Here is a 24010-nt window from a genome sequence, read left to right on the forward strand (position 1 = left end):
CCGTCATGTCGACAGGAACGCGCAGCGCATGAAGCCGATCAAAGCCGACTGGACCGACGTGGTGCTGGTCTGCCGCAAATGCGCCGGGAAGCTCGATGGCGGCTTCGGCCCCGAGGCCGATCAGCCACTGCCAAAGGCGCTGCGCGCCGCGATCGCCCGGCGCGAGGGCGGCAAGCCGATGAAGAAGCCGCGCCGCAAGGGCGCGCGGGTCGCGGTCATCGAGGTGCCCTGCCTCGACATCTGCCCGAAGAACGCCGTCATCGTCATTCCCGCCGGCGCGCCCGGACGCTGGCTCAGCGTGCCGCGCGGCGCCGATCTCGACGCGCTGCTGGGCGAGATCGCCCCGACACCAGGCGAGGACTGATCAGGCCGGATTGCCCGCCGCCATGTCCGCCTTGGCGGGCGGGTTCAGCGCCCAGACCAGCGCGGTCATGATGCTCACCCCGATGATGATGCCGACCAGCCGGTCCAGCGGCGGAAAGAGCGAGGTCGGCGGCCCGGGATCGACCAGCGTGATGATGAAGGCGATCGCCGACTGCGTGCCGATATAGGCATTGGGCGTCTTCGACAGATGCACCCGCGCGAAGGAGAAGATGCCAACAAACAGCATCGTCGCCCACCAGATCTGATCGGTCGCATCGAGCCCGATAACAAGCAGCCCCGCCACGCCGCCGACGCCGCAGCCGATGATGCGCTGCCAGCCCTTGTGGCGCGTGGCGTTGGGGTCGGTGTCGACGACGATGAGGCTGGAAATCAGCACCTGCGGCAGTTGCGGCAGGGTGAACTGCGACCAGACGATCACGATGACGATCGCACCGAAGCCGGCGATCAAGGCCTGGCGCAGGGCATTCTCCGGCGAGACCTCGACGGTCTGCGCCTTCAGCCGGGCATGGAGCTCGCCGGCATTGGGCCCCAGCGCCCAGCTCGCCAGCATGCCGCAGACCACGCCGATGACGATCTCGTAGCACCGGTAATGCGCGAAGCTGTAGAGGTCCTGCGGCTGGACCATCGAGAACAGCATCACCAGCATGAAGGTGAGGCCGCCATAGAACCAGGCATAGCTGTAGGCGCTGCGCTGCTTGCCATAGGTGCCGATCGCCGCCGAAGCACCCACCAGCAGCGCCTGCTGGATCGGCAGCCCCTCCATCCATTGCGCGACGATGAAGCCGACGCTCACCCCGACCAGGGTGCTGAGGACGCGCAGAATGCCCTTCGTCACCAGCGCGTCGCGGTCGGTATTGGCGATCATCATCACGCTTAGCGCCGCCCAATAGGGCTGGTCCAGCCCCATGGACAGCGCGATATAGACCGCCGCCAGCACGCCGGTGGCGGTGGCGAAGGCCTGCCGGTCGACATCGCTGAGGCGTTCGGGACGGGCTTCCTCCGCCATGATCAGAACCAGATCAGGACGCGGGCATCGGCGCCGTTGAACAGGCCGAGGCGCTCGGGCCACGCGTCCAGCGTCACCTCGACCGGGAAGCGCCGGGGCAGCCGCACCCAGTCCGTGGTCGGCTCGACATAGGGGATGACCTGCGGGTTGTCCGGCGAGCGGGCGACGCCGCCGGCAATGCCGCTCACCGTTCCCTCATGCAGCACCCAGGGGTCGGAGCCCAGCGTCAGCAGCACGCGCTGGCCGAGCGCGATCCGGGCGAGATGGCGCTCGCTCACATTCGCCACCACCCGGCGGCGGCGCTCGGTGACGATGGCGAGCACTTCCGAGCCCGGGCGCAGATAATCGCCTACCCGGGTGACGAAGGGCGCCACGCGGCCGGCATCGGGCGCCGTCACCACGGTCTTGGAGAGGTCGTACTGCGCCTTCGCCACTGCGGCCTCGGCGGCGGCGATCGCCGCCTGCGCCACCGCGACCCGGCGCAGCGTCACCTCCAGCTGCGCCTGCGCGGCCATGACATTGGCCCCGGCGGTGGCGACATCGCGGGTGGCGACATCGAGCGTCGCCTCGGGCGAAAAACCCTCCCCCTCCAGCGTCTTCACACGACCAAGCTGGTCCTGCGCATTGGTCTGCACCGCCTGCGCGGCGGTGACGCTGGCCTTGGCGGCCGTCACCTCGTCCTGGGCGAGAGCGAGATCGGCGCGGGCGGTGGCCAATGCCGCCTGCGTTTCCTGGAGCTTTAGCGCGTAAGGCGTGCGCTCGATCTCGAACAGCAGCTGGTTTTCCGCCACCCTCTGGTTGTTCTGCACCGCCAGCCTCGCGACGGGCCCCTCGATCTGCGCCGACAGGACGACGATGTCGCTCATCACATAGGCGTCGCCCGTATAGGCGAAGAACCGAACGCTGGTCTCGTAAAGGGCGAAAAGCCCGACGACCACGCCGAGGATCAACGATACCGGATGGCGGATAAGACGGCTGAGCATGAAAGGCGCGGCTCCATGAGACCCGGCTGGAGCCGGCACGCGGACCATCATCGCGGCTTTGTCGCGCGTGCTCAATCCTCCCAGGATACCCGCAGCGGGTGACGGGGCGGGGTCGCGCCAACATGGTTAGCGGCGCTCTCTCCAGCCCGGTCATCCCGGAAGGACCGCAGGTCCTCTACGGGATCGCGACGAGGTGCCGCAGACGCCCCTGGCTCTCCGCCTTCGGCTGCGGCCCGGATGACGAACGCCAGAGACCTCGCTCAGTGCCGCTGCTCCTCGATGGCGGGAAGCATCGGCTCCTCGTCGTCCTCGCTGCGCTCGCGCGCGCCGGGATGCTCCTCGATCATCGGGCCCGGCGTGCTGGCGGCGGCGCGGGCGGCCGCGGTGCGGCGGGCGCGGGCGGGCGCGGCAAGCTCCTCCGCGCTCTGGTTCACCACCCGCAACGGCGGGGCCATGCCCTTCTTGTCGCTGCCAAGATAGACCGTCTGGTGCGGATAGGGCATCTCGATGCCGCGCGCATCGAAGGCCGCCTTGATGCGTCGATAGAATTCGCGCCGCACGTTCCACTGACCGAGCGGCCGGGTCTTGAAGCGCCCGCGCAGCTGGATGTGCGAGGGGTCCAGCGCCTCGACGCCCACCACCTCGAACGGTTCGGTGATGGTCTCCGCCAGCGGCCCTTTCGCCACCATGTCGGCCGCGACTTCCGCCATCAGCGCCAGCGCCTCGTCGATGCTCTCTCGATAGGCGATGCGGACATCGACCACGGCATAGGCGAAGTCCTTCGACATGTTCTTCACCGTCTGCACCTCGCCGAACGGGATGGAATGCACATTGCCGTCGAAATCGCGCATGTGGACGGTGCGGATGGTGATCTTTTCCACCAGCCCGGCATGGGCGCCGACCTCCACCACATCGCCCACCGAGATCGTGTCCTCCATCAGGATGAACACGCCGGTGATCACATCCTTCACCAGCGTCTGGGCGCCGAAGCCGATGGCAAGGCCGAGCACGCCGGCACCGGCCAGCAGCGGGGCGATGTTGATCCCGATCTCCGAGAGCAGGATCAGCCCGCCAAGGGTAAGCAGCACCACGCGGAAGGCGTTCTGCAGGAAGGGCAGCAGCGTCTTCAGCCGGGTGGAATTGGGATTGCCCGCCCGCAGGCGATCGGCGAAGGCGGTGGAGATTTCCCAGGCGACGAGGCCGATAAACACCACCACGCCGATGGAAATGAGCCGCCCGACCGCCAGCCGCCCGGCCTCGGAGGCCAGCCGCTCGAAGGGCTGGGCGCCCCAGATCTCCAGCAGCACCAGCGCCGTGACCAACACCACCAGCCCCTGCATGGCGCTGCGCAGCGCCGGCAGATAGCGGTTGGCGCGCGCCTCCAGCAGCGGATAGCGGGTGCTCATCTCGCCATTGAGCCGGAATACCCGCTCGAAGGCGCGATGCATCAGCGCCGTCACCAGCGTGGCCAGCCCCAGCGCCAGTATGGACAACAGCGTCGCCCGGGCGAGGAAGGCGAAGCCGCCATCGACGTCGAGGGTCCAGACCAGCAGGCCGGCGATCACATAGGCGATGGCGAGGACGTGCCAGAAATCGGCCACCGCGTCGCGCAGCCGCGCCACCCTTCCCTCGCGGGCGCCGAGGCGCCGCAGCCGCCCCGCCACCGCGCCGCGCACCTGCAGGATGAACACGATGCACATGCCGGCGACGAACAAGGCGAGCACATTGCCCAGGAATCGGTAGGTCGGCAGGGCCAGCCCGAGCACCCAGGCGGCGCGCAGCAGGAAATGACCGTAGACAAGGGTGTAGGTGAAGCGGCGGACCCAGAGATAGCCATAGGCCGCGCCCTCATGGTCGAGCGGGAACAGGCGCATCTGCGGCGCGTCGGGCGTCAGCACCGCGCGGGCGCCGGCGAGGATGAGCCGCGCCAGCACATTGGCATTGATGACGGTGACGACGGCCAGCCGCACGATGAAGTTCAGCTCCACCAGCGCCAGCACGCCGAAGGCGGCGGCCGCGAAGGCGGCGATCGGCACGATGTCGATCAGCGTGCGCAGGGCCAGAAGCAGCGCGCGCATGAAGAAGCCGCGCCCCGGCCGCGCCTCGATCGCCCGCCGCAGCCGCGCCAGCACCGCCTTGGCGATGTATTCGGCCAGCATAGCGGCGGCGAGCACGGCGATGACCATCGTCACCGCCCAGCCGACGCGCTCCAGCACCAGCGGATCGGAGAGGTCATCGAGCAATTGCCCGGCCTGGGCCGGCAATTGCTCGATCTCGCCGACCAGCGACAGCACCGAGCCGGAAAAGGCGCCGAGCGACTGGGTGGCGCCGGACAGCCAGTCCTCCCGGCCTTGCGCCGGGCTCTCCGCCGCCGGCTGTGCGGCCGTGCTCGCCTCGCTGTCGACGAGCGCCCGCAGCTGCGCGAGGAAACGGGCCCGCGCCGCCTCGTCGCTCAGCGTGTCGAGCAGGGCGCGCAGGTCGCTGGCGGAAGCGCCCGGAGGGGCCTCGGCCGGAGATGGCGCGGCCGCTGCGGCGGGCGGAGGTGTGAGCTGTGCGGCAGCGGGGCCCGCTAAAAGCGGCGCGGCGAGGAGGGAAAGGGCGAGAAGGAGGCGGCTGAGGGCACGCAGCGGCATGAGGCCTTCCGTCGTTCGCGGCCCTTTCGGCGGTGAAGCCACGAGGACGCTGAGGTGAGGGAGCCGGAATGGCGGGTGCGGCTTTTGCAACGCAGGACGTGGCGATTGGTTCCCTCGCAGATGAGCAAATCGCTCGGGGTGCAGCGTCGCGATGTCGCTACGGCCTTGCTCCCGTCACCTTCATCGACACATTGGGGCGATCAAGTTCCGGCAGTGTGAGGACATGGAAGCTTTATCCGCCGAAGTGGTCGCGTTCCTGAGCGGCCACGACTATCTGATTCCGCTCGTCATCGGCCTGATCGCGTTTGGCGAATCGCTTGTCATCGTCGGCCTGCTCATTCCGGCAACCGCGCTGATGCTCGCCATTGGCGGGCTGGTGGGCACGGGCATCGTCTCGCCGGTGCCGGTCATTGCCAGCGCCGTTGTCGGTGCCATCCTCGGCGATATCGTCTCCTACTGGCTGGGGCGCTGGCTCGGGCCGCGCGTGGTGCACCGCCCGCCGCTGCTGCGCTACCGCGAGCAGGTGGCGCAGGCGCGGCTGTTCTTCCGCCGCTTCGGCTTCGCCTCGGTGTTCGTTGGCCGCTTCTTTGGCCCGGTGCGCGCCACCATGCCGCTGGTCGCCGGCATGATGCGGATGGACCAGCGCCGTTTCCAATTCGCCAATGTTTCCTCGGCCGTCGTCTGGGCCCCTGTCATGCTCGCTCCCGGCTGGCTGGCCGGCAAGAGCGCCAGCGAAATGGGCGCCCACAGCCAGGGCGAATGGCTGGTGCTGATGGTGGGCATCACCCTCGTGATGCTGATCGCGACCTTTGTCGTGCTGCGGGTGATCAAGGGCCGCATTTCCAAGCGGCCGCGTGGCCGCCGCCGGCCGGCCGGGGCGCCGATCGCCTGATCCGCGCCGCCCTTCTGCGCCGGTCTTAACCATTTCGTAAGGAATCACCCGCCTGCCCGGCGGCTTGCGATATTATGGCGCCGAGTAGGCCCATTGACGGCCACGCCCCTGGCGCGGCCATCGGTGAGCGACAGGCCTGGCCATGGGCGGACGGGAACGCGCGATGATCAACAAGCTTGAGCCCTCCATCGACCCCCTGCGTGCGCGTGCCGGCGAGGAAAACGGCGGCGCTCCGCGCGTCCCGGCGACACCCTCCCCGGGCGCCGCGCCCTCCGCCGCCGCCCGCGCCAAGGGGCCGCCGCAGGACCCGGTGGCGTTCCAGCGCTGGCTCGGCATCGAGCAGCTCAAGGTGCAGATGCGCCGGCTGGAGCTGGAGAACAAGCGGGCCGAGGCGCCCGCATCCCGCGCCGTCCACCCCGCCCTGCCGGTGCTGTATGGCCTGGTGCTGGTGATCCTGGTGGCGCTGGTCGCCTTCCTCGCCGCCCAGGTACTGAGCCTGCGGGAGGATGTCGCCGCGCTGCGCAGCGCCCAGAGCTCACTGGAAGAGCGCCTGCAGTCGCTGGAAACGCCGCCCCCCGCACCGCAGGCGGCGGCCCCGGAAGCCGCTGCGCCGGCAGCGACCGCGATGGCGCCCACGGATGCAGGTCCCGCCGATCCCGCTCCCGCCCCGCCCGCGCCGGCGCTCTCCGGCCCCTCCCCGGCGGATGCGCTGGTGCCGCTCGCTGGCACCACGCCAATGCCGGCGCCCGCCGAGACGGCTCCCGCCGCCCCGGCCCTGCCGGGCGCGGGCTATACGGTTCGCATCTTCGCGCCGATCAACACCGTGGCCAAGGCACGGGTCGACGCCTTCACCGCACCGCTGAAGGCGGCCGGCTTCGATGTCGTGGTCTCCGATACCGGGGTGGTGCAGACGACCAGCAACACGCTGTCCTTCCATGCCGGGAGCGCCGACATGGCCAATGAGGTCGCGGAGATCATCCAGAAACGGCGGCCGGCGCTCGGGGTCGAGCTGCGGGCCTCGCCCTCCATTCCCGAGAGCGCCCGGCAGGTGCTGATCCTCAACCTGACAGAAGACGCCTTCAGCTGAGGCTTTCCGAGCTGAGGCGCGCCAGCCTCAGGCGGCGGCGCGTCCGCGCCTTGCGGTGCGGCCGGCCTCGCGGATAGCGGCGATGTTGGCGCCATAGGCGTCCCTGCCGCCCTTGAATACGGCCGAGCCGGCGACCAGCACATTGGCCCCGGCGGCAGCGCAGAGCGAAGCGGTCTCGGGCGTTACCCCGCCATCGACCTCCAGATGGATCGGCCGCTCGCCGATCATCGCCCGCAGGCGATAGATCTTCGGCAGCACGTCGGCGATGAAGGCCTGACCACCAAAGCCGGGATTGACCGTCATCGGCAGGATCAGGTCCACCTTATCAAGCACATAGGCCAGCGCGCTCTCATGCGTCGCCGGGTTCAGCGCCACGCCGGCCTTCTTGCCGAAGGAGCGGATGAGCTGCAGGCAGCGGTCGAGATGGTGCGTCGCCTCGGCTTGCACGGTGATGATGTCGGCCCCGGCCTTGGCGAAGGCCTCGATGAAGGGCTCCACCGGCTCGATCATCAGATGCACGTCGAAGACCTTGTCGGTGTGCGGGCGCATGGCCTTGATGACATCCGGCCCGAAGGTGATGTTGGGCACGAAATGCCCGTCCATCACGTCGAGATGAATCCAGTCGGCGCCGGCGGCCGCGACATCGCGCACCTCCTCGCCGAAGCGCGAGAAGTCGGAGGCGAGCATGGAGGGGGCGATGAGAACCATATCTATGTCTCCCGTCATCCCGGCCGAAGCGCAGCGTAGAGCCGGGATCGTCATGAAGTGTGGGGTGCGATCCCGGCTCTACGCTGCGCTTCGGCCGGGATGACGGTCACTTGAGCGGCGGGTAGCTGTCGATGCCGCCGGAGAAGACACGGCTGGCAAGGATGTCCTCGGCGGTGATCGTCACCAGATCGTCCGCCGTCACCGGCCGGTCGGAATTGAACAGTCGGTTGGCCTGGCGCAGCCGGGCGCGGTCGAGCGCGTTGCGGATCGAGCGGCCATTGGCAAAATGCGGCTGCAGCATGCGCAGGTCGATATAGCGGCGGAACGCTTCTTCCGCCTCACGGCTCATGCGGTAGTTCATCGTGTCGAGGATGCGCGCGCCGATGGCGTCGAGCTCGCCGGCGGAATAGTCGGGGAAGTCGACATGATGGGCGACGCGCGAGCGAAAGCCCGGATTGGCGGTGAAGAAGCGCTCCATGCGGTCGGCATAGCCGGCGAGGATGACGACGAGATCGTCGCGCTGGTTTTCCATCACCTGCAGCAGGATCTCGATCGCCTCCTGGCCGTAGTCGCGTTCATTCTCGGGGCGATAGAGGTAATAGGCCTCGTCGATGAACAGCACGCCGCCCATCGCCTTCTTGAGGATTTCCTTCGTCTTCGGCGCGGTGTGGCCGATATACTGGCCCACCAGATCGTCGCGCGTCACAGTGACGAGGTGGCCCTTGCGGACATAGCCGAGCTTCTTCAGAATCTCCGCCATCCGCAGCGCCACCGTCGTCTTGCCGGTGCCGGGATTGCCGGTGAAGCTCATATGCAGGGTCGGACTGGTCGCCTCCAGGCCGAAGCGGCGGCGGGCGGTGTCAACCAGCAGCAGCGCGCCGATCTCGCGCAGGCGGCGCTTCACCGGCACCAGCCCCACAAGCTCGCGGTCGAGCTGGTCGAACACCTCGGCCAGCCCGCTGGCCGCAAACTCGGCGCGGAGGTCGATGGAATGGGGCACCGTCGGCGTGGCCTCGGTGGCGAGAACGGGGTCGTCGATCACGGCGTCCATGGAGGCCTCCATTGGAGTTTTCGTCATCCCGGCAGCGGCGCAGCCGCTCTCCAAGATCGGGCGCAGGAAGCGCGGCAGGACGCTTGATCGCGATCCCGGTTCTGCGTGTCGCTTCGGCCGGTATGACGGCCTGAGGCAGAGAAAGAAAAAAGGGGACCGATGCCGGGCGCGGCATTCCGACATCGGTCCCTCGCGGCCGGGGAGGAAACCGGACGACCGCGGTTCTCCGTCGGGGGAGTAGTGGGAGACCGACGGATCAGTAGCGCGCGCCCTCGGGGCGGTTGGCCGCATAGGCGCGCGTCGTGTAGCGGATCGAGCGGCCGTCAATCTCCTGACGTTCCAGCACGAAGCCGGGTTCGTCAGCGGGACGGTCGGTGAGGAAGGAGAGGCGCAGCGATTCCCAGGTATGGGTGGCGTCGAAGGCGCTGACGCGGATGTAGTGCCGGCCCTTATAGGCCTTGCGGCACTCGTTCAGCTCGAACATCACGCCGGCGGCGTCCGGCACGTCGAACATCGGATGGCCCCACAGCTCCCAATAGGTGTTGCGCGGGTGGGGGTCGTCGGTGAACTCGATGTTCACCGCCCAGCCCTTGTCGATGCAGTACTGGACCTGCTTGGCGATCTGCTCGTCCGTCAGGTCCGGCAGGAAGGAGAAGGCTCCCTGGGTCAGGCGCATGGTGGTGTCCTCGTTTGCATGCCCCGGACAAGCGGCGCGCGGCGCCGTGCCGATCCGGGGCCCAGGAGAAAATTCGCGAAGCGTCAAAGGCTTTCAGCCGGAAGCGGTGGTGCCTTCGGCAGGTTCTGGCGCGGGGTCCCGGATCGCCTTCCGCTCGCGCTTCAGGCGTCCGGGACACGGCCTCGTCACTCCGCCGCGGTGGCCTGCGGCACGAAGTCGGGCGTGTCGGTGGAGGTGTAGTTGAAGGTCACGTCCTTCCACGTCTCCAGCGCCTGCTTCAGCGGCATGCAGTGGCGGGCGGCCTCCTTCAGGATTTCCGGCCCCTCGCCGAGCAGGTCGCGGCCCTCGTTGCGGGCGAGGATCATCGCCTCCAGCGCCACGCGGTTGGCGGTCGCGCCAGCCTGGATGCCCATGGGGTGGCCGATGGTGCCGCCGCCGAACTGCAGCACCACGTCCTCGCCGAGCAGATCGATCAGCTGGTGCATCTGGCCGGCATGGATGCCGCCCGAGGCGACCGGCATCAGCTTGCGGGTCGAGGCCCAGGGCTGGTCGAAGAAGATGCCATGGGCGAGGTTCTGCGGCACGAAATCCTCGCGGCAGAGGTCGTAATAGCCCTTGGTGGTGTGGGGGTCGCCCTCCAGCTTGCCGACCACCGTGCCGGCATGGATGTGGTCGACACCGGCCAGGCGCATCCACTTGGTGATGACGCGGAACGAAACGCCATGGTTCTTCTGCCGCGTATAGGTCGAGTGGCCGGCGCGGTGCAGATGCAGGATCATGTCGTTGCGGCGGCACCACTTGGCCATCGACTGGATCGCGGTGTAGCCGATGATCAGGTCGATCATGATGATGGAGGAGCCGAGATTCTTGGCGAATTCGGCGCGCTCATACATCTCCTCCATCGTACCGGCGGTGACGTTGAGGTAGGTGCCCTTGATCTCGCCGGAGGCCGCCTGCGCCTTGTTCACCGCCTCCATGCAGTAGAGGAAGCGGTCGCGCCAGTGCATGAACTGCTGCGAATTGATGTTCTCGTCGTCCTTGGTGAAGTCGAGCCCGCCCTTCAGCGCCTCATAGACCACGCGGCCGTAGTTGCGGCCGGACAGGCCGAGCTTGGGCTTCACCGTCGCGCCCAGCAGCGGGCGGCCGAACTTGTCGAGCCGCTCGCGCTCCACCACGATGCCGGTGGCCGGGCCGTCGAAGGTCTTGATGTAGGCGACCGGCAGGCGCATGTCCTCGAGGCGCAGCGCCTTGAGCGGCTTGAAGCCGAACACGTTGCCGATGATCGAGGCCGAGAGGTTGGCGATCGAGCCGTTCTCGAACAGGTCGAGATCATAGGCGATATAGGCGAACCACGAGCCCGGCCCGTTCGGCACCGGGTCGACCCGGTAGCACTTGGCGCGGTACTTGTCGCAGGCGGTCAGGCGATCGGTCCACACCACGGTCCAGGTGGCGGTCGAGCTTTCGCCGGCCACCGCCGCCGCGGCCTCGATCTCGTCGACGCCGTCCTGCGGGGTGATGCGGAACACAGCAATCACGTCCGTGTCCTTGGGCTCGTAATCGGGCTGCCAGTAGCCCATCTTGCGGTATTCCATCACGCCGGCGCTGTAGCGGCTGCGCTTCTCCTCGGTGGGCTTGGTCTTGTCGATCGCGTTCATCGATCTTCTCCCTGTGCGTTCCGATCGGCGCCGCGCCTGCAGCGCGCGCCCGAAAATCTCGTTGGATGGCTCCCCATGGCGGGGAGGCGATTACTCCGCCGCTGCCCGGGCGCCGCCGATCACCGGATCGAGGCTGCCGGAGGCGTAGCGCTTGGCCATGGCGGCCAGCGGCAGGACCTTGATCTGCGCGGCGTGGCCGGCCGTGCCGAACTGTTCGAAGCGCTCGCGGCAGAGGTCGCGCATCGCGTCCATGGCGGGTTTCAGGAATTTGCGCGGGTCGAATTCGGACAGGTTGCCCTGCCCCACCTTGCGGAACTGCGCGGTCATGGCGAGGCGGCAATCGGTGTCGATATTGACCTTGCGCACCCCGTGCCGGATGCCGCGCACGATCTCCTCCACCGGCACGCCCCAGGTCTGCGGCATCTGCCCGCCCGAGGCGTTGAACAGATCCTGCAGCGCCTGCGGCACCGAGGAGGAGCCGTGCATCACCAGATGCACGTTGGGCAGCCGGCGGTGGATCTCCTCGATGATGTTCATGGCGAGGATGTCGCCATCCGGCTGGCGCGAGAACTTGTAGGCGCCGTGCGACGTGCCCATGGCGATGGCGAGCGCGTCGACCTTGGTACGGGCGACGAAGTCCACCGCCTGGTCGGGGTCGGTCAGCAGCTGGTCGTGGCTGAGCTGCCCTTCGGCGCCATGGCCGTCTTCCTGCTCGCCGGCCCCGCTTTCCAGCGAGCCGAGCACGCCCAGCTCGCCTTCCACCGAAGCGCCAACCCAGTGGGCGGCATCGACCACGCGGCGGGTGATGGCGACGTTGTAGTCGTAATCCGCCGGGGTCTTGGCGTCCTCCCTCAGCGAGCCATCCATCATGACGGAGGTGAAGCCGTGCTGGATGGCGGAGAGGCAGGTGGCTTCGTTGTTGCCGTGGTCCTGGTGCATGCAGATCGGGATCGCCGGATACATCTCGGTCAGCGCGTCGATCATGCGCGAGAGCATGATGTCGCCGGCATAGGAGCGGGCGCCGCGGCTGGCCTGCATGATCACAGGCGCGTCGACGGCCTGCGCCGCCTCCATGATCGCGATGCCCTGCTCCATATTGTTGATGTTGAAGGCCGGCACGCCGTAATTGTGCTCGGCGGCGTGGTCGAGAAGCTGTCGAAGGGTGATGCGGGCCATTGGCTCTTCCTCTGGCTCAGGCGCAGGTCAGGAGGTCGCAGGTCGCGTCGACCACTGCCTCCGGGGTGATGTTGAAGTGGCGGTAGAGCTCGCCCGCCGGGCCGGAGGCGCCGAAGCCCTCCATGCCGACAAAGCGTCCGCGCTCGCCGATCCAGCGGTCCCAGCCAAGCCGGGCGGCGGCCTCGATGGCGACGCGCGGGGCGGTGCCGAGCACGGCGCGGCGGTACTCATGGCTCTGGCGCTCGAAAAGCTCCCAGCACGGCATGGAGACGACGGCGGCATCGACACCGCGCTCGGCCAGCAGATCCGCCCCCTTGAAGGCGATCTCAACTTCCGAGCCGGTGGCGAGCAGCGTCACGTCGCGCCGGCGCTTGGGCTTGCGAGCGACATAGGCGCCGTAGCCGGTGAGGTTCTCCTCACTGTGCTCGGTGCGGAAGGTCGGCAGGTTCTGCCGCGAAAGCGCCAGCACCGAGGGCGTGCCCTCCGCATGCAAAGCGAGCTGCCAGGCTTCCAGCGTCTCCACCGCGTCGGCCGGGCGGAACACATAGAGGTTCGGCGTCGCCCGCAGCATGGCGAGATGTTCGACCGGCTGATGCGTCGGCCCATCCTCTCCGAGGCCGATGGAATCGTGCGTCAGCACATAGACGACGCGCTGGCCCATCAGCGCCGAGAGCCGCATGCCGCCTCGGGCATAGTCCGAGAACACCATGAAGGTGCCGCCATAGGGGATCGAGCCGCGATGCAGCGCGAGGCCGTTCATGACAGCCGCCATGGCGTGCTCGCGGATGCCGTAATGGATGTAGCGGCCGGCATAATTGCCCGGCGTGACCGACTCCATGCCCTTGGTGAGGGTGAGGTTGGAATGGGTGAGGTCCGCCGAGCCGCCCACCGTGAGGTCGGTCGCCCGGTTGATGACGCCGAGCGCCATTTCCGAGGCCTTGCGGGTCGCCACCTTCGGCGCGGTCAGCGACAGCTCGCGCTTGTAGGCGGTGAGCTTCTCGTCGAAGTCGGCCGGAAGGTCGCCCTCCATCGCCGCTTCGAAATCGGCGCGGCGGCCGGAGGCGGAAAGCCGCTTCTCCCAGGCGTCGCGGGCCTTGGCGCCGGCCTCGGCGATATCCGCCCAGGCCGTCCGCACGCTGTCCGGCACCTCGAAGGGCGGATGGTTCCAGCCGAGCGCCGCCCGCGCGCCTTCGATCTCGGTGGCGCCGAGCGGGGCGCCGTGCACGGCTTCCGTGCCGGCCTTGGTCGGGGCGCCGTAGCCGATGGTGGTGCGGCAGGCGATCAGCACCGGCTTGTCGCTGCTGCGCGCCTCACTGAGCGCGTCGATCAGAGCGTGATGGGCGTGGCCGTCGACCCGCATCACCTTCCAGCCCGAGGCGGCGAAGCGGGCGAGCTGGTCGGTGGAGGTGGAGAGCGAGGTCTTGCCGTCGATGGAGATGCCGTTGTCGTCCCACAGCACGATCAGCTTGGCGAGCTTGAGGTGCCCGGCGAGATCGATCGCCTCGTGGCTGATGCCCTCCATCAGGCAGCCATCGCCGGCGATGACATAGGTGTGGTGGTCGACCAGCTCGTCGCCGAAGCGGGCGTTCAGCATCCGCTCGGCCAGCGCCAGGCCGACCGCCGTGGTCAACCCCTGCCCCAGCGGGCCGGTAGTGGTTTCGACGCCGAGCGTGTGGCCGTGCTCGGGATGGCCGGCGGTGATGGCGCCGAGCTGGCGGAAGTTCCTGAGCTGGTCGGTGCCCATGTCGGCATAGCCGAGCAGATGGTTGATGGCATAGAGCAGCATCGAGCCGTGGCCGGCGGAGAGAATGAAGCGGTCGCGGTCCGGCCAGTCGGGGCGGCGCGGGTCGATCTTCATGAAGCGCGAGAACAGGGCAGTGGCGACATCGGCCATGCCCATCGGCATGCCGGGATGGCCTGACTTGGCCTGTTCCACCGCGTCCATCGCCAGCGCCCGCAGGGCGTTCGCCATGTCGTCATGAGGGATGTCGGCAGGGTCCCGGTGGGGACGCAGCGCCGCAGAGTGGCTGGTCAACATGCTGTCCTCCCGTTTCACGCGGCGCGCCGCTTCTTCTCGACGAGGTTGAGGATCATCGGCGTCAGGATGAGCTGCATCGCGATGTCGAGCTTGCCGCCGGGGATCACGATGGAATTGGCGCGGCTCATCCAGGAGCCCTGGATCATCGAGAGCAGGTAGGGGAAATCGATGCCGCGCGGGCTCTTGAACCGGATGACGACGATCGATTCGTCCGCCGTGGGGATCCACCGGGCGATGAACGGGTTCGAGGTGTCCACCGTCGGCACGCGCTGGAAGTTGATGTCGGTGTGGGTGAACTGCGGGCAGATGTAGTTCACGTAGTCCGGCATGCGGCGCAGGATGGTGTCGGTCACCGCCTCGGTCGAATAGCCGCGATGGGAACGGTCGCGGTGGATCTTCTGGATCCATTCGAGGTTAATGACCGGCACCACGCCGATCTTGAGGTCGGCATAGCGGGCGACGTCGATATTGCCGCTCGCCACCGCCCCGTGCAGTCCTTCGTAGAACAGCAGGTCGGTCGGGGTCGGGATCGGCTCCCAAGGCGTGAAGGTGCCGGGCGCGCCGCCATATTCGGCCGCTTCCTTGTCGTCATGGACATAGTGGCGGTACTTGCCGGTGCCGGTCTGCGAATAGGAGCGGAACGTCTCCTCCAGCTCCTCGAACAGGTTCGAATCCGGCCCGAAGTGGCTGTAGTGATGGTTGCCGCGCGAGGCTTCCTCCGACATGACGCGCTTCATCTCGGCGCGGTCATAGCGGTGATAGGCGTCGCCCTCGATATAGGCGGCGAGCACGTCCTCGCGGCGGAAGATCTGCTCGAAGATGCGCCGCACAGAGGTGGTGCCAGCGCCGGACGAGCCGGTGACGGAGATGATGGGATGATGGATCGACATGGGTCCTCTTCCCTCAGGCGCGCAGCAGGCCGCGGCGGCCGAACAGGGGCGAGCGCTCCGGCATGGCGGCGGCGTCGCAGTGGTAGCGGGCAATGCGTTCGACCTCGGCGCGCGAGCCGAACACCAGCGGCACGCGCTGGTGCAGGCTCAACGGAACCAGATCGAGGATCGGCAGGCGTCCGTCGGTGGCGCCGCCCTGCGCCTGTTCCATCAGGAAGGCGACGGGGTTGGCCTCGTAGACCAGCCGCAGGCGGCCCTGGCCGTAGCCGCGGCGGGCGTCGCCGGGATAGAGATAGACCCCGCCGCGCACCAGGATGCGGAACACATCCGCCACCATGGACGCGACCCAGCGGGTGTTGAAATCCTTGCCCCTCGGCCCGTCGGCCCCGGCCAGGCAATCCTCGACATAGCAGCGGATCGCCACGTCCCAATGGCGCAGATTGGAAGCGTTGATGGCGTATTCGGCCGTTTCCGGCAGCACCAGCGCCCGCTCCTCGGCGAGCAGGAAGGCACCGCTGGCACGGTCGAGAATGAAAATCTGCGTGCCGATGCCCACCGTCAGCACCAGCGCGGTCTGCGGGCCGTAGAGCAGGAAGCCGGCGGCGAGCTGCGCCCGTCCCGGCTGCAGCAGCGAATCGGCGCCGACATAGGGCAGGATCGAGAAGATCGTCCCGACCGTGGCGTTGCTGTCGATATTGGACGAGCCGTCCAGCGGATCGACCGCCACCGCCAGCGTGCCGGCGGCGTCCAGCAGCACCGCCTCATCGGCTTCCTCGGAGCCGAAAAGGGCGACCGGCGCGCCCGCCAGCGCGTCGCGGACCAGATCGTCGGCGATCAGGTCGAGTTCCTTCTGGCTATCACCATCGGCGTGATAGCCGCGCACGGTGGCGAGCGGGCCGGCCAGCGGGCCGGCGGCAAGGAGCTCGGCGATCTTCATGCCGGCGCCGGCCAGAGCGAGCACGGCGTCGGCGACGTCGCGACGCAGGGCGTCGGCCTGTGACCACCCCTCAAGGTGGTCCTGCAATGTCGGGCGTGTCATGGCGTTCCCCAGTTATGTTCTTGTGGGCTTGAGCCCTTTGGCGTGTCGTTTCCGTGTGCCTTCGAGCGGGGACCCGAAGCGGCGGACGCCTTTTGTTGATCGCAGACTGCCTGAATTGCCGGCGTAAGGAAATTCGAATAATCTAACCTATCGCTTCAATTTAGCTGAAATGTAATGTTCCATGCGTAATGCCACGCTCAAGCAGCTGCGGGCCGTCGCCGCCATCGTCGAGACGGGCAGCGTCACCGGCGCCGCCAAGAAGCTGAACGTCACCCCGCCGGCGGTGACGATGCAGGTGCAATTGCTCGAACAGCATCTGGGGCTGCCGCTGCTCGACCGCGCCGGAGACCGCTTCCAGCCCAGCGCCGCCGGCCGCGAGATCCTCGCCGCCACCGCCCGCATCGAGCACGCATTGGCCGATTGCGGCGCGGCGCTCGATTCAATGAAGGGGCTTCGCTCGGGTCGGGTCTCGGTGGGGCTGGTGTCGACGGCGAAATATTTCGTGCCGGCGGCGCTCGGCGCCTTCACCCGCGCCCATCCCGGCATCGACGTGGTGATCTCGGTCGGCAATCGCGAGGCGATCATCGCCGGCCTGCGCTCGGACGCCATCGATGTCGCCGTCATGGGCCGGCCGCCGCTCGACATCGAGGTCGACAAGACGCTGATCGGCGACCATCCGCATGTGCTGATCGCCCCGGCCGATCATCCCCTGCTCGGCCGGCGCATTCTTCCGACGGTGCTGGCCAGTTCCACCTTCATGTCGCGCGAGCCGGGCTCGGGCACGCGCGGGCTGATGGAGCGGTTCTTCCAGCAATCCGGCATCGAGCCGCGCATCGGCATGGAGATCGATTCCAACGAGACCATCAAGCAGGCTGTCATGGCGGGGCTGGGCCTCGCCTTCATCTCCGCCCACACCATCGCGGCTGAGGTGGCGGATGGGCGCCTCGCCGTGCTCGATGTCGAGGGGCTGCCGGAGGTGCGGCAATGGTTCGTGGTGAAGCGCTCGGCCAAGCGCCTCACGCCCCCGGCGGCGGCGCTGACCGAATTTCTCGCCCGGCGCGGACCGGAATTCCTGCCCGACACACTGCATTTGCCCGGCGTAGCCGAGGCAAGGGCCGCGCGGGAGGCGGAGCGACGGGCAGCGGAAGCGCGGGAGAAGCCGTAGCTCTCCACGCGCCTATGCCCGGGCGTTACGCCGCCTCTGACGCCGTCGCCTTGGCCAGCCGGCTCTGGCGCCAGCGCAGCAGCCCGGCGAGGCCCGCGAGGCACAGCGTGCCGATGATGAGCAGGAAGGCGGCGGCCGCCACGGTCGGGCTCACATTCTCACGGATGCTCGAAAACATCTGCCGGGCGAGCGTGCGCTGGTTCGGGCCGGCGACGAACAGGGTGATGACCACCTCGTCCAGCGAGGTGGCGAAGGCGAACACCGCGCCCGAGATCACCCCCGGCAAGGCGAGCGGCAGGGTGATGCGCCGGAACACCGTGGCGGGATTGGCGCCCAGGCTGCTCGCCGCCCGCTCGATCGACCCGTCAATGCCTCCGAGCGAGGCCGAGACGCTGACAATGACGAAGGGCACGCACAGCACCGAATGGGCGACGATGACGCCGAGATGGGTGCTGGCAAGGCCGAGCCGCGTGTAGAGAATCTGCATGCCGACGCCCAGCACCACCGCCGGCACCACCATGGGCAGCAGGAACATCACCCGCAGCAGGCTGGCGAAAGGCAGGCGGGCATTGCGCAGGCCGAGCGCCGCCAGCGTGCCGATGACGGTCGACAGCACGGTGGCGCCGCAGCCGATGATCAGGCTGTTGATGATGGACCGCCGCCAGGTCTCGCTGGTCTGCAACTCGACGAACCAGCGCGAGGAGAAGCTCTCGATCGGGTAGTTCAGGAACACGCTGGAATTGAACGCCAGCGGCAGGATGGCGATCACGGGCGCCACCAGAAAGAACACCACCGCGGCACCGAAGACGATCTGGCCGGTGCGGAAGGCGGGGGAATGCGCCGCCATCTCAGGCTCCCACCATGTTGGGCGAACGCGACAGGCGGCCATAGACGAGATAGAGCGCTGTCGTCGCGACCAGGAGGATCAGGCCGAGCGCGCCGGCCATGCCCCAGTTCGCCGTGCCGGTGGCGAAGAAGGCGATGACGGAGGAGATCATCTGGTCCTCCGCCCCGCCGACCAGCGCCGGGGTGATGTAATAGCCCAGCGCCACCATGAACACGAGCAGTGAGCCGGAGGCAACGCCGGGCAGCGCCATCGGCAGCAGCACATGCCAAAAGGCCCGCAGCCGGCTGGCCCCGAGCGAAGAAGCCGCCGGCATCAGGTTGCGTGGAATGCCGAGCAGCACGGAATAGATCGGCAGCACCATGAAGGGCAGCAGCACATGGGTCATGGCGATGATGACGCCGGTGCGGTTGAAGATCAGCTGCAGCGGCTGGTCGACGATGCCGATGGCGAGGAGCGCCTTGTTTATCAGCCCCTCATTCTGCAGCAGGATCACCCAGGAGGCGGTGCGCACCAGCAGCGAGGTCCACAGCGGCAGCAGCACGGCGAGCAGCATCCCATTGCGCACCCAGCCCGTGCTGGCGGCGGCGATCATCGCATAGGGCAGGCCGATGAGGGCGCACAGCAGCGTCACCAGCGCGGCGATGGTGAAGGTCCGGACCATGATGACGCGGTTGGCCGAGACGTCGGCGGTGATGCTGCCCTCGGTGTCGCGCTTGAGATCGACGGCGGCGAGCAGGTTGCGGTCGGTGTAGTTCGGCATGGCCCGTTGCAGCGCCTGCCAGTAGCGCCCCTCGCCCCAGCGCGGGTCGATCGCCGCGAGGTGGATGGGCTGGCCAGCCGGCGCGTCGCGTACCGCGCTGGCGGTGCGGCTGAGCAGGGTGCGGAAGCCCGACACTTCGCTGTTGAGCCGGCGCACGGCATCGCCGAACGCCATCTGCTCGCTCGGCGCGCGCAGATCGGCAATGAGCGCGTCCTGCACCTCTTGCGGCGGCAGGCCGGAGCCGTCCCAGGCACGGATCGAGCTCGCGGTTTCCGGCATCACCTGCCGCACCGTACCGTCGGTGACGGAGACGGTGATCATCATGACGAGCGGCCAGACGAAGAACGCCGCCAGAAACAGGAACAGCGGCGCCACCAGGAGAAGCGCCGAGACGCGGGCGCGTGCCGGGGACCCGCTCATGAAGCGCTTCCCGGCGCGTTATCAGGCGCGATCAACGTGCATTCAGACGGCTCGAAGCAGGCGAAGGCGGTGCTGCCGACCGGACCCACCGGCACGCGCCGCTGCACCTTGCCGACGAGTTCTATCCCCGGACCGACGAGATGGGTGCGCAGATGGTCGCCCTGATAGACATTATCGGTGACGGTGACCGGGATCACATTGCCCGTTCCCGGCCCGTCCTGGAGGTGCAGCCGCTCCGGCCGCACCGAGGCGAGGATCGGCGCGCCGATCTCCACCGGGCCGAGCAGCGCGGCGCGCACGACGACGCCGCTGGTGAGTGCGACCTCGGCGATGCCGTCTTCCACCTGCTTCACCACCCCCTCGAACAGGTTGGTCTCGCCGATGAATTCGGCGACGAAGCGGGTGCGCGGGCGGTCATAGATGCCTTCCGGCGTGTCGAGCTGCTCGATGCGTCCGCGATTGAACACGGCGATGCGGTCCGACATGGTCAGCGCTTCGGACTGGTCATGGGTGACGAAGATCACCGTCAGGCCGAGCTTGCGGTGCAGGTCGCGCAGTTCGAGCTGCATATGCTCGCGCAATTGCTTGTCGAGCGCGCCGAGCGGTTCGTCCATCAGCACCACGGTGGGTTCGAACACCAGCGCGCGGGTGAGCGCCACGCGCTGCTGCTGGCCGCCGGAGAGCTGGGCCGGGCGGCGGTCCTTCAGATGGGCGAGGCGCACCATGTCCAGCGCCCGCGCCACGCGCTCGCCGGCTTCGCCCTTGCCCACGCCGCGCATGACGAGCGGGAAGGCGACGTTCTCGGCCACGGTCATGTGGGGAAACAGCGCGTAGTTCTGGAACACCACGCCCATATTGCGCTTGTGCGAGGGCAGGTTCTCGATCCGGGTACCGTCGAGCCAGATGGCCCCGTGCGAGGGGTGCTCGAAACCCGCCAGCATCATCAGGATGGTGGTCTTGCCCGAGCCGGACGGACCGAGCAGGCTGACGAACTCGCCCTTGGCGACCTGGAGATCGAGATTGTCGACCACACGCAGCGGGCCAAAGGACTTCGTGACCTGATCGAAATGGATGAAGGGCGCCAACCGCAATCTCCGAGTGATGGGCTTGGCCCTGACGTTACCCGGGCGGGCAGCCCGCACCAAGCGCCGGCCGCTCCCGTCCCCGCCTTTCGGCAGTTGCGGGCGCCGGTCCCGCCTTCGCCCGCACAAGGGGGCGGATTAGAGGCCGGGCCGCGCCCTCGAAAGGCGCGGCCCGGAAATGTGGAGTCGTCGGCGGGCCGGCACGCGCACGGCCCGCGTGGGGCGCCTTACTTCGCCAGCCAGGCGTTGAAGCGCTTGGTCAGTTCCTCGACATTGTCGACCCAGAACGCGCCGTCCAGCGCGATGGCGCCGGTGAGGTTGGCCTGGGTGGTCGGCAGGTCCTTCTGCAGGGCGGGGGGCACCATCGCGGCGGCTTCCTTGTTGGGCAGGCCGTAGGCGATGTAGTCCGGCAGCTTCGACTGGTTGGCCGGCGCGCTGGCGAAGGCGATGAAGTCCATCGCTTCCTTGGCATTCGGGCTGTCCTTGAGGATGACCCAGCTGTCGATGGCATAGATGCTGCCCGGCCAGACGCCCTGGAAGTTCTTGCCTTCGGTCTTGTTGATGCCGGCGAGGCGACCATTATAGGCGGTCGACATCACCACTTCGCCCGAGGCCAGCAGCGAGAGCGGCTGCGCGCCGGCTTCCCACCACACGATGTTCGGCTTGAGCTCGTCCAGCTTCTTGAACGCGCGGTCGACGCCTTCCGGCGTGCCGAGAACCTTGTAGACCTCCTCCGGCTTCACGCCGTCGGCCATCAGGGCGAATTCGAGCGAATATTTCGGGCCGCGACGGAAGCCGCGCTTGCCGGGGAACTTGGTGGTATCCCAGAAATCCGCCCAGGAGGTCGGGGGCGTCTTGAGCCGGTCGGCGTCGTAGCTCAGCATGGTCGACCAGACGATGGCGCCGACGCCGCAATCGCTGACCGCCGCGGGGAGGAACTTGTCCTTGCCGCCGAGCGTGGCCCAGTCGATCTTCTCATAGAAACCGTCGGCGCAGCCGAGTTCCAGTTCCTCGGTCTCGACCTGCACCACGTCCCAGTTCGGCACGCCGGCCTTCACCTTGGCGGCGATGACGCCGATGCCGCCATCCCAGCTCTCGTCCAGCACCGGCTTGCCGATCTCCTTGGAGAAGGGCTCGAAATAGATTTTCTTCTGGGCGTCCTGGTAGTTACCGCCCCAGGACACGACGGTGAGGTCGCGGGCCGAGGCCGTGCCGCCGGCCACCATCAGGCCAAGGGCGAGGCCTGCGCCGCCGATCCGCAGAAGAGTCGATGTCGCCTTCATGGAATTTCCCCCTGTTGTCGCTTGTCCCCGCAGCAAAGCACGCCCCCGGCATGGGCGACAGAACGGCGGGGACCCGGCCGGGGGGTATGGTGAATATACTAACCGATTCTGCCCGATTTTCGAGCGGCGCGGCGCCTAATAGGTGGGCGGATTGATGGCGCTGACAATCTCGCTCGGCTCCTCCGCCACATTGCGGAAGCGGTGCGGCAGCTTGCTGTCGAAATAATAGGCGTCGCCAGCATGCAGGATCTTGGAATTGTTCTCCACCGTCACCTCCACCGCGCCGCGGATCACCATGCCGGCCTCCTGCGCGGTGTGCGAGAAGGCCTCCCCGGTATCGGCACCGACAGCATAGGTTTCGTGCAGGACAAGAATCTGCCGGTTGGGGTGGTTGATGCCGATCACCCGGTAGGAAATCGCCTCGCCACTGCCCACTTCCGGCAGTTCCGAGGCTTCATAGAAGGGCGAGTAGGACGACATCTGCTGAAGCTCGGAGAAAAAGCCGACCAGCGTCGTTCCCAAGGCCTCCAATATGGCGGCGAGCGTGTCGATGGACGGGCTGATGCGGTCGCGCTCGATCAGCGAGATCGAGGAATGCGAGACGCCGGAGCGCAGCGCCAGCCGGCGGATGCCGAGATTGCGGCGGCGGCGCAGCTCGCGAATTCCGGGTCCGATATGCGGCATGCGGGGCCTCGTCTGCGTGGCGCGAATTCCGGGCAGGGTGGAGAATATAATAGACAGTCGCTTCGTCGCCAATTGCCGGCATGGACGGGCGGCCTCACCATCGGCCGATCCTCACAGGAAACCGCCATGCCCGCGCTCAGCCCCGCCCTTGCCGACCAGATCCACCCCGTCAAGGCGCCGCGCCCGGACGATGGCAGCGACACCAACCAGATCGCGGCGACCGTCAAGGAGGTGCTGGACGCCGTACGGGCCGGTGGCGACGCGGCGGTGCGCAATTATTCCAAGCTGTTCGACAAGAGCGATGTCGCCTCCATTGAGGTGACGGCCGAGGAGCGCGCAAGCGCGCTGGCCGCTCTCGACCCGCAGACCCGCACCGATACCGAATTCGCCATCGAGCGGGTGCGGGCCTTCGCGCAGGCGCAGCTTGCCACCATCCTGCCGCTGGACATCGAGGCGCTGCCCGGCCTGCATCTCGGCCATCGGGTGATCCCGATCCAGCGCGTCGGCGCCTATGTGCCCGGCGGGCGCTACCCGCTGCTGTCCGCGCCGATCATGACCATCGTGCCGGCCAAGGTGGCGGGCTGCGACGAGGTGATCGCCTGCCTTCCGCCGACCGCCCACCCCGCGATGATCGCCGGCTGCCACCTCTCCGGCGCCGATCGCATCTTCCGCGTCGGTGGCGCCCAGGCGATCGCGGCGATGGCGTTCGGCACTGAAACCATTCCCGCCGTCGACAAGGTGGTCGGCCCCGGCAATGCCTATGTCAACGAGGCCAAGCGGCAGGTGTTCGGCCCCGTCGGCATCGACCAGCTCGCCGGGCCGAGCGAGATCTTCATCGTCGCCGACGAGACCGGCGACGCGGAGATGATCGCCACCGATCTGCTGGCCCAGGCCGAGCACGACATCCGCACCCGGGTCGGCCTCATCACCACCAGCCGCGCGCTCGCCGAGGCCACGCTGGTGGAAGTGGAGAAGCAGCTCGCCACGCTCTCCACCGCGCCGGTGGCCGGCAAGGCCTGGGCGGATTTCGGCGAGATCGTCGTGTGCGACAGCGAAGAGGCGATGATCGCCTATTCCGACCACATCGCCGCCGAGCACCTGCAGGTGCACACCGCCGACCCGCACGCCATGGCGGCGAAGCTGCGCAATTACGGCTCGCTGTTCATCGGTACGCTGGCCAGCGTCGTCTATTCCGACAAATGCTGCGGCACCAACCACACGCTCCCGACCATGGGTGCCGGCCGCTACACCGGCGGGCTCTGGGTCGGCTCCTTCGTCAAGATCTGCACCCATCAATGGCTGGACGCGCGCGGCGTCGCCGCCGTCGCCCCGCCGGCCATCCGCCAGAGCGCCAGCGAAGGGCTCGAAGGCCACCGCCGCGCCGCCGCCTACCGCGTCCAGGGGTGAGCGGCGGCACGTCGAGCGCGCCCCTGTCCCCCGAGCCCTGGTACGGACGGGGGCGCGTCTCGCTTCCTTGACGTCTCGACAACAAAAAGCCCCCAGAACCGGCCCTCGCCGGCTCTGGGGGCTTTCGACATTTGGAGGCCCAAT

At 68.0% G+C, this 24010-nt stretch carries 21 protein-coding genes; 5 read left to right on the top strand and 16 right to left on the bottom strand.

Annotation, left to right across the window (positions count from 1 at the left end; genetic code table 11):
• The first annotated feature begins 28 nt into the window (after positions 1-28).
• Complete coding sequence (locus BLO63_RS05240; RefSeq protein ID WP_091437395.1) at positions 29-364, top strand: hypothetical protein; 336 nt, start codon at positions 29-31, stop codon at positions 362-364.
• Here BLO63_RS05240 and BLO63_RS05245 read toward each other — a convergent pair whose 3' ends face one another.
• The 3 genes from BLO63_RS05245 to BLO63_RS05255 all read right to left on the bottom strand — a co-directional run bounded on the left by BLO63_RS05245 (position 365) and on the right by BLO63_RS05255 (position 5006).
• Positions 365-1390 carry an FUSC family protein gene (locus BLO63_RS05245; protein WP_091437396.1) on the bottom strand — a complete coding sequence of 342 codons (1026 nt, stop codon included), beginning with the start codon at positions 1388-1390 and terminating at the stop codon, positions 365-367.
• A 2-nt stretch (positions 1391-1392) separates the two neighbouring features.
• A complete protein-coding gene (locus BLO63_RS05250; protein ID WP_091437399.1) occupies positions 1393-2373 on the bottom strand; it encodes an HlyD family secretion protein in 981 nt (326 codons plus the stop codon).
• Between the two features lie 260 nt (positions 2374-2633).
• A complete protein-coding gene (locus BLO63_RS05255) occupies positions 2634-5006 on the bottom strand; it encodes a mechanosensitive ion channel family protein (protein ID WP_091437400.1) in 2373 nt (790 codons plus the stop codon).
• Positions 5007-5229: 223 nt separating this feature from the next.
• On the opposite strand from BLO63_RS05255, the gene BLO63_RS05260 reads away from it, so the two are divergent.
• Together BLO63_RS05260 and BLO63_RS05265 are read left to right on the top strand one after the other, a co-directional pair.
• Positions 5230-5898: a DedA family protein gene (locus BLO63_RS05260; protein ID WP_091437403.1), complete on the top strand. Its 669-nt coding sequence runs from the start codon at positions 5230-5232 to the stop codon at positions 5896-5898.
• Positions 5899-6061: 163 nt separating this feature from the next.
• Positions 6062-6985 carry a hypothetical protein gene (locus tag BLO63_RS05265; protein WP_091437405.1) on the top strand — a complete coding sequence of 308 codons (924 nt, stop codon included), beginning with the start codon at positions 6062-6064 and terminating at the stop codon, positions 6983-6985.
• Positions 6986-7012: 27 nt separating this feature from the next.
• Here the strand turns inward: BLO63_RS05265 and rpe are convergent, their stop codons facing one another.
• The 8 genes from rpe to BLO63_RS05305 all read right to left on the bottom strand — a co-directional run bounded on the left by rpe (position 7013) and on the right by BLO63_RS05305 (position 16218).
• A complete protein-coding gene (gene rpe / locus BLO63_RS05270) occupies positions 7013-7693 on the bottom strand; it encodes a ribulose-phosphate 3-epimerase (RefSeq protein ID WP_091437407.1) in 681 nt (226 codons plus the stop codon).
• A gap of 106 nt (positions 7694-7799) precedes the next feature.
• Positions 7800-8744, bottom strand: coding sequence for a CbbX protein (cbbX, locus tag BLO63_RS05275; RefSeq protein ID WP_091438727.1), 945 nt, complete (start codon positions 8742-8744; stop codon positions 7800-7802).
• A gap of 256 nt (positions 8745-9000) precedes the next feature.
• Positions 9001-9420 carry a ribulose bisphosphate carboxylase small subunit gene (locus BLO63_RS05280; protein WP_091437409.1) on the bottom strand — a complete coding sequence of 140 codons (420 nt, stop codon included), beginning with the start codon at positions 9418-9420 and terminating at the stop codon, positions 9001-9003.
• A gap of 185 nt (positions 9421-9605) precedes the next feature.
• The gene (locus BLO63_RS05285; protein ID WP_091437412.1) at positions 9606-11075 is read right to left on the bottom strand and encodes a form I ribulose bisphosphate carboxylase large subunit; all 1470 of its coding nucleotides are present in this window, start codon (positions 11073-11075) and stop codon (positions 9606-9608) included.
• 90 nt (positions 11076-11165) lie between these two features.
• Entirely contained in the window at positions 11166-12251 is a 1086-nt protein-coding gene (fba, locus tag BLO63_RS05290) for a class II fructose-bisphosphate aldolase (protein ID WP_091437414.1), read from the bottom strand.
• A 16-nt stretch (positions 12252-12267) separates the two neighbouring features.
• Positions 12268-14289 (bottom strand): transketolase, encoded by a 2022-nt coding sequence (tkt, locus tag BLO63_RS05295; RefSeq protein WP_091437417.1) that lies wholly within the window; start codon positions 14287-14289, stop codon positions 12268-12270.
• Positions 14290-14303: 14 nt separating this feature from the next.
• On the bottom strand, positions 14304-15179 hold the full coding sequence (locus BLO63_RS05300; protein WP_091437421.1) for a phosphoribulokinase: 876 nt from the start codon (positions 15177-15179) through the stop codon (positions 14304-14306).
• 13 nt (positions 15180-15192) lie between these two features.
• A complete protein-coding gene (locus BLO63_RS05305; RefSeq protein ID WP_091437425.1) occupies positions 15193-16218 on the bottom strand; it encodes a class 1 fructose-bisphosphatase in 1026 nt (341 codons plus the stop codon).
• Between the two features lie 181 nt (positions 16219-16399).
• Here BLO63_RS05305 and BLO63_RS05310 point away from each other — a divergent pair, with 181 nt between their 5' ends.
• Positions 16400-17383, top strand: coding sequence for a LysR family transcriptional regulator (locus BLO63_RS05310; RefSeq protein WP_091437428.1), 984 nt, complete (start codon positions 16400-16402; stop codon positions 17381-17383).
• Between the two features lie 25 nt (positions 17384-17408).
• On the opposite strand, the gene BLO63_RS05315 is transcribed toward BLO63_RS05310, so the two are convergent.
• The 5 genes from BLO63_RS05315 to BLO63_RS05335 all read right to left on the bottom strand — a co-directional run bounded on the left by BLO63_RS05315 (position 17409) and on the right by BLO63_RS05335 (position 22459).
• On the bottom strand, positions 17409-18230 hold the full coding sequence (locus tag BLO63_RS05315; RefSeq protein WP_091437430.1) for an ABC transporter permease: 822 nt from the start codon (positions 18228-18230) through the stop codon (positions 17409-17411).
• Position 18231: 1 nt separating this feature from the next.
• Positions 18232-19410, bottom strand: a complete 1179-nt coding sequence (locus BLO63_RS05320) for an ABC transporter permease (RefSeq protein ID WP_091437433.1) — start codon at positions 19408-19410, stop codon at positions 18232-18234.
• The gene (locus BLO63_RS05325) at positions 19407-20495 is read right to left on the bottom strand and encodes an ABC transporter ATP-binding protein (RefSeq protein WP_091437435.1); all 1089 of its coding nucleotides are present in this window, start codon (positions 20493-20495) and stop codon (positions 19407-19409) included. The genes BLO63_RS05320 and BLO63_RS05325 overlap by 4 nt, the downstream gene beginning before the upstream one ends.
• Before the next feature lie 224 nt (positions 20496-20719).
• Positions 20720-21718 carry an ABC transporter substrate-binding protein gene (locus BLO63_RS05330; protein ID WP_244517732.1) on the bottom strand — a complete coding sequence of 333 codons (999 nt, stop codon included), beginning with the start codon at positions 21716-21718 and terminating at the stop codon, positions 20720-20722.
• Between the two features lie 192 nt (positions 21719-21910).
• Positions 21911-22459: a cupin domain-containing protein gene (locus tag BLO63_RS05335; protein WP_018389594.1), complete on the bottom strand. Its 549-nt coding sequence runs from the start codon at positions 22457-22459 to the stop codon at positions 21911-21913.
• 126 nt (positions 22460-22585) lie between these two features.
• Here BLO63_RS05335 and hisD point away from each other — a divergent pair, with 126 nt between their 5' ends.
• Positions 22586-23866 carry a histidinol dehydrogenase gene (hisD, locus tag BLO63_RS05340; RefSeq protein ID WP_091437440.1) on the top strand — a complete coding sequence of 427 codons (1281 nt, stop codon included), beginning with the start codon at positions 22586-22588 and terminating at the stop codon, positions 23864-23866.
• The last annotated feature ends 144 nt before the right edge of the window (positions 23867-24010 follow it).

It is taken from the genome of Ancylobacter rudongensis (assembly GCF_900100155.1).
Lineage (GTDB): Bacteria > Pseudomonadota > Alphaproteobacteria > Rhizobiales > Xanthobacteraceae > Ancylobacter > Ancylobacter rudongensis.

Excerpts from the sequence above, each read along its gene's own strand:
- BLO63_RS05280 (WP_091437409.1), bottom strand. The coding sequence starts at position 9,420 with ATGCGCCTGACCCAGGGAGCCTTCTCCTTCCTGCCGGACCTGACGGAC.
- rpe (WP_091437407.1), bottom strand. The coding sequence starts at position 7,693 with ATGGTTCTCATCGCCCCCTCCATGCTCGCCTCCGACTTCTCGCGCTTC.
- BLO63_RS05305 (WP_091437425.1), bottom strand. The coding sequence starts at position 16,218 with ATGACACGCCCGACATTGCAGGACCACCTTGAGGGGTGGTCACAGGCC.
- BLO63_RS05260 (WP_091437403.1), top strand. The coding sequence starts at position 5,230 with ATGGAAGCTTTATCCGCCGAAGTGGTCGCGTTCCTGAGCGGCCACGAC.
- BLO63_RS05245 (WP_091437396.1), bottom strand. The coding sequence starts at position 1,390 with ATGGCGGAGGAAGCCCGTCCCGAACGCCTCAGCGATGTCGACCGGCAG.
- BLO63_RS05240 (WP_091437395.1), top strand. The coding sequence starts at position 29 with ATGAAGCCGATCAAAGCCGACTGGACCGACGTGGTGCTGGTCTGCCGC.
- BLO63_RS05255 (WP_091437400.1), bottom strand. The coding sequence starts at position 5,006 with ATGCCGCTGCGTGCCCTCAGCCGCCTCCTTCTCGCCCTTTCCCTCCTC.
- hisD (WP_091437440.1), top strand. The coding sequence starts at position 22,586 with ATGCCCGCGCTCAGCCCCGCCCTTGCCGACCAGATCCACCCCGTCAAG.
- BLO63_RS05315 (WP_091437430.1), bottom strand. The coding sequence starts at position 18,230 with ATGGCGGCGCATTCCCCCGCCTTCCGCACCGGCCAGATCGTCTTCGGT.
- BLO63_RS05335 (WP_018389594.1), bottom strand. The coding sequence starts at position 22,459 with ATGCCGCATATCGGACCCGGAATTCGCGAGCTGCGCCGCCGCCGCAAT.
- BLO63_RS05320 (WP_091437433.1), bottom strand. The coding sequence starts at position 19,410 with ATGAGCGGGTCCCCGGCACGCGCCCGCGTCTCGGCGCTTCTCCTGGTG.
- BLO63_RS05330 (WP_244517732.1), bottom strand. The coding sequence starts at position 21,718 with ATGGTGGCCGGCGGCACGGCCTCGGCCCGCGACCTCACCGTCGTGTCC.
- cbbX (WP_091438727.1), bottom strand. The coding sequence starts at position 8,744 with ATGGACGCCGTGATCGACGACCCCGTTCTCGCCACCGAGGCCACGCCG.
- BLO63_RS05310 (WP_091437428.1), top strand. The coding sequence starts at position 16,400 with ATGCGTAATGCCACGCTCAAGCAGCTGCGGGCCGTCGCCGCCATCGTC.
- BLO63_RS05250 (WP_091437399.1), bottom strand. The coding sequence starts at position 2,373 with ATGCTCAGCCGTCTTATCCGCCATCCGGTATCGTTGATCCTCGGCGTG.
- BLO63_RS05265 (WP_091437405.1), top strand. The coding sequence starts at position 6,062 with ATGATCAACAAGCTTGAGCCCTCCATCGACCCCCTGCGTGCGCGTGCC.
- tkt (WP_091437417.1), bottom strand. The coding sequence starts at position 14,289 with ATGTTGACCAGCCACTCTGCGGCGCTGCGTCCCCACCGGGACCCTGCC.
- BLO63_RS05300 (WP_091437421.1), bottom strand. The coding sequence starts at position 15,179 with ATGTCGATCCATCATCCCATCATCTCCGTCACCGGCTCGTCCGGCGCT.
- fba (WP_091437414.1), bottom strand. The coding sequence starts at position 12,251 with ATGGCCCGCATCACCCTTCGACAGCTTCTCGACCACGCCGCCGAGCAC.
- BLO63_RS05285 (WP_091437412.1), bottom strand. The coding sequence starts at position 11,075 with ATGAACGCGATCGACAAGACCAAGCCCACCGAGGAGAAGCGCAGCCGC.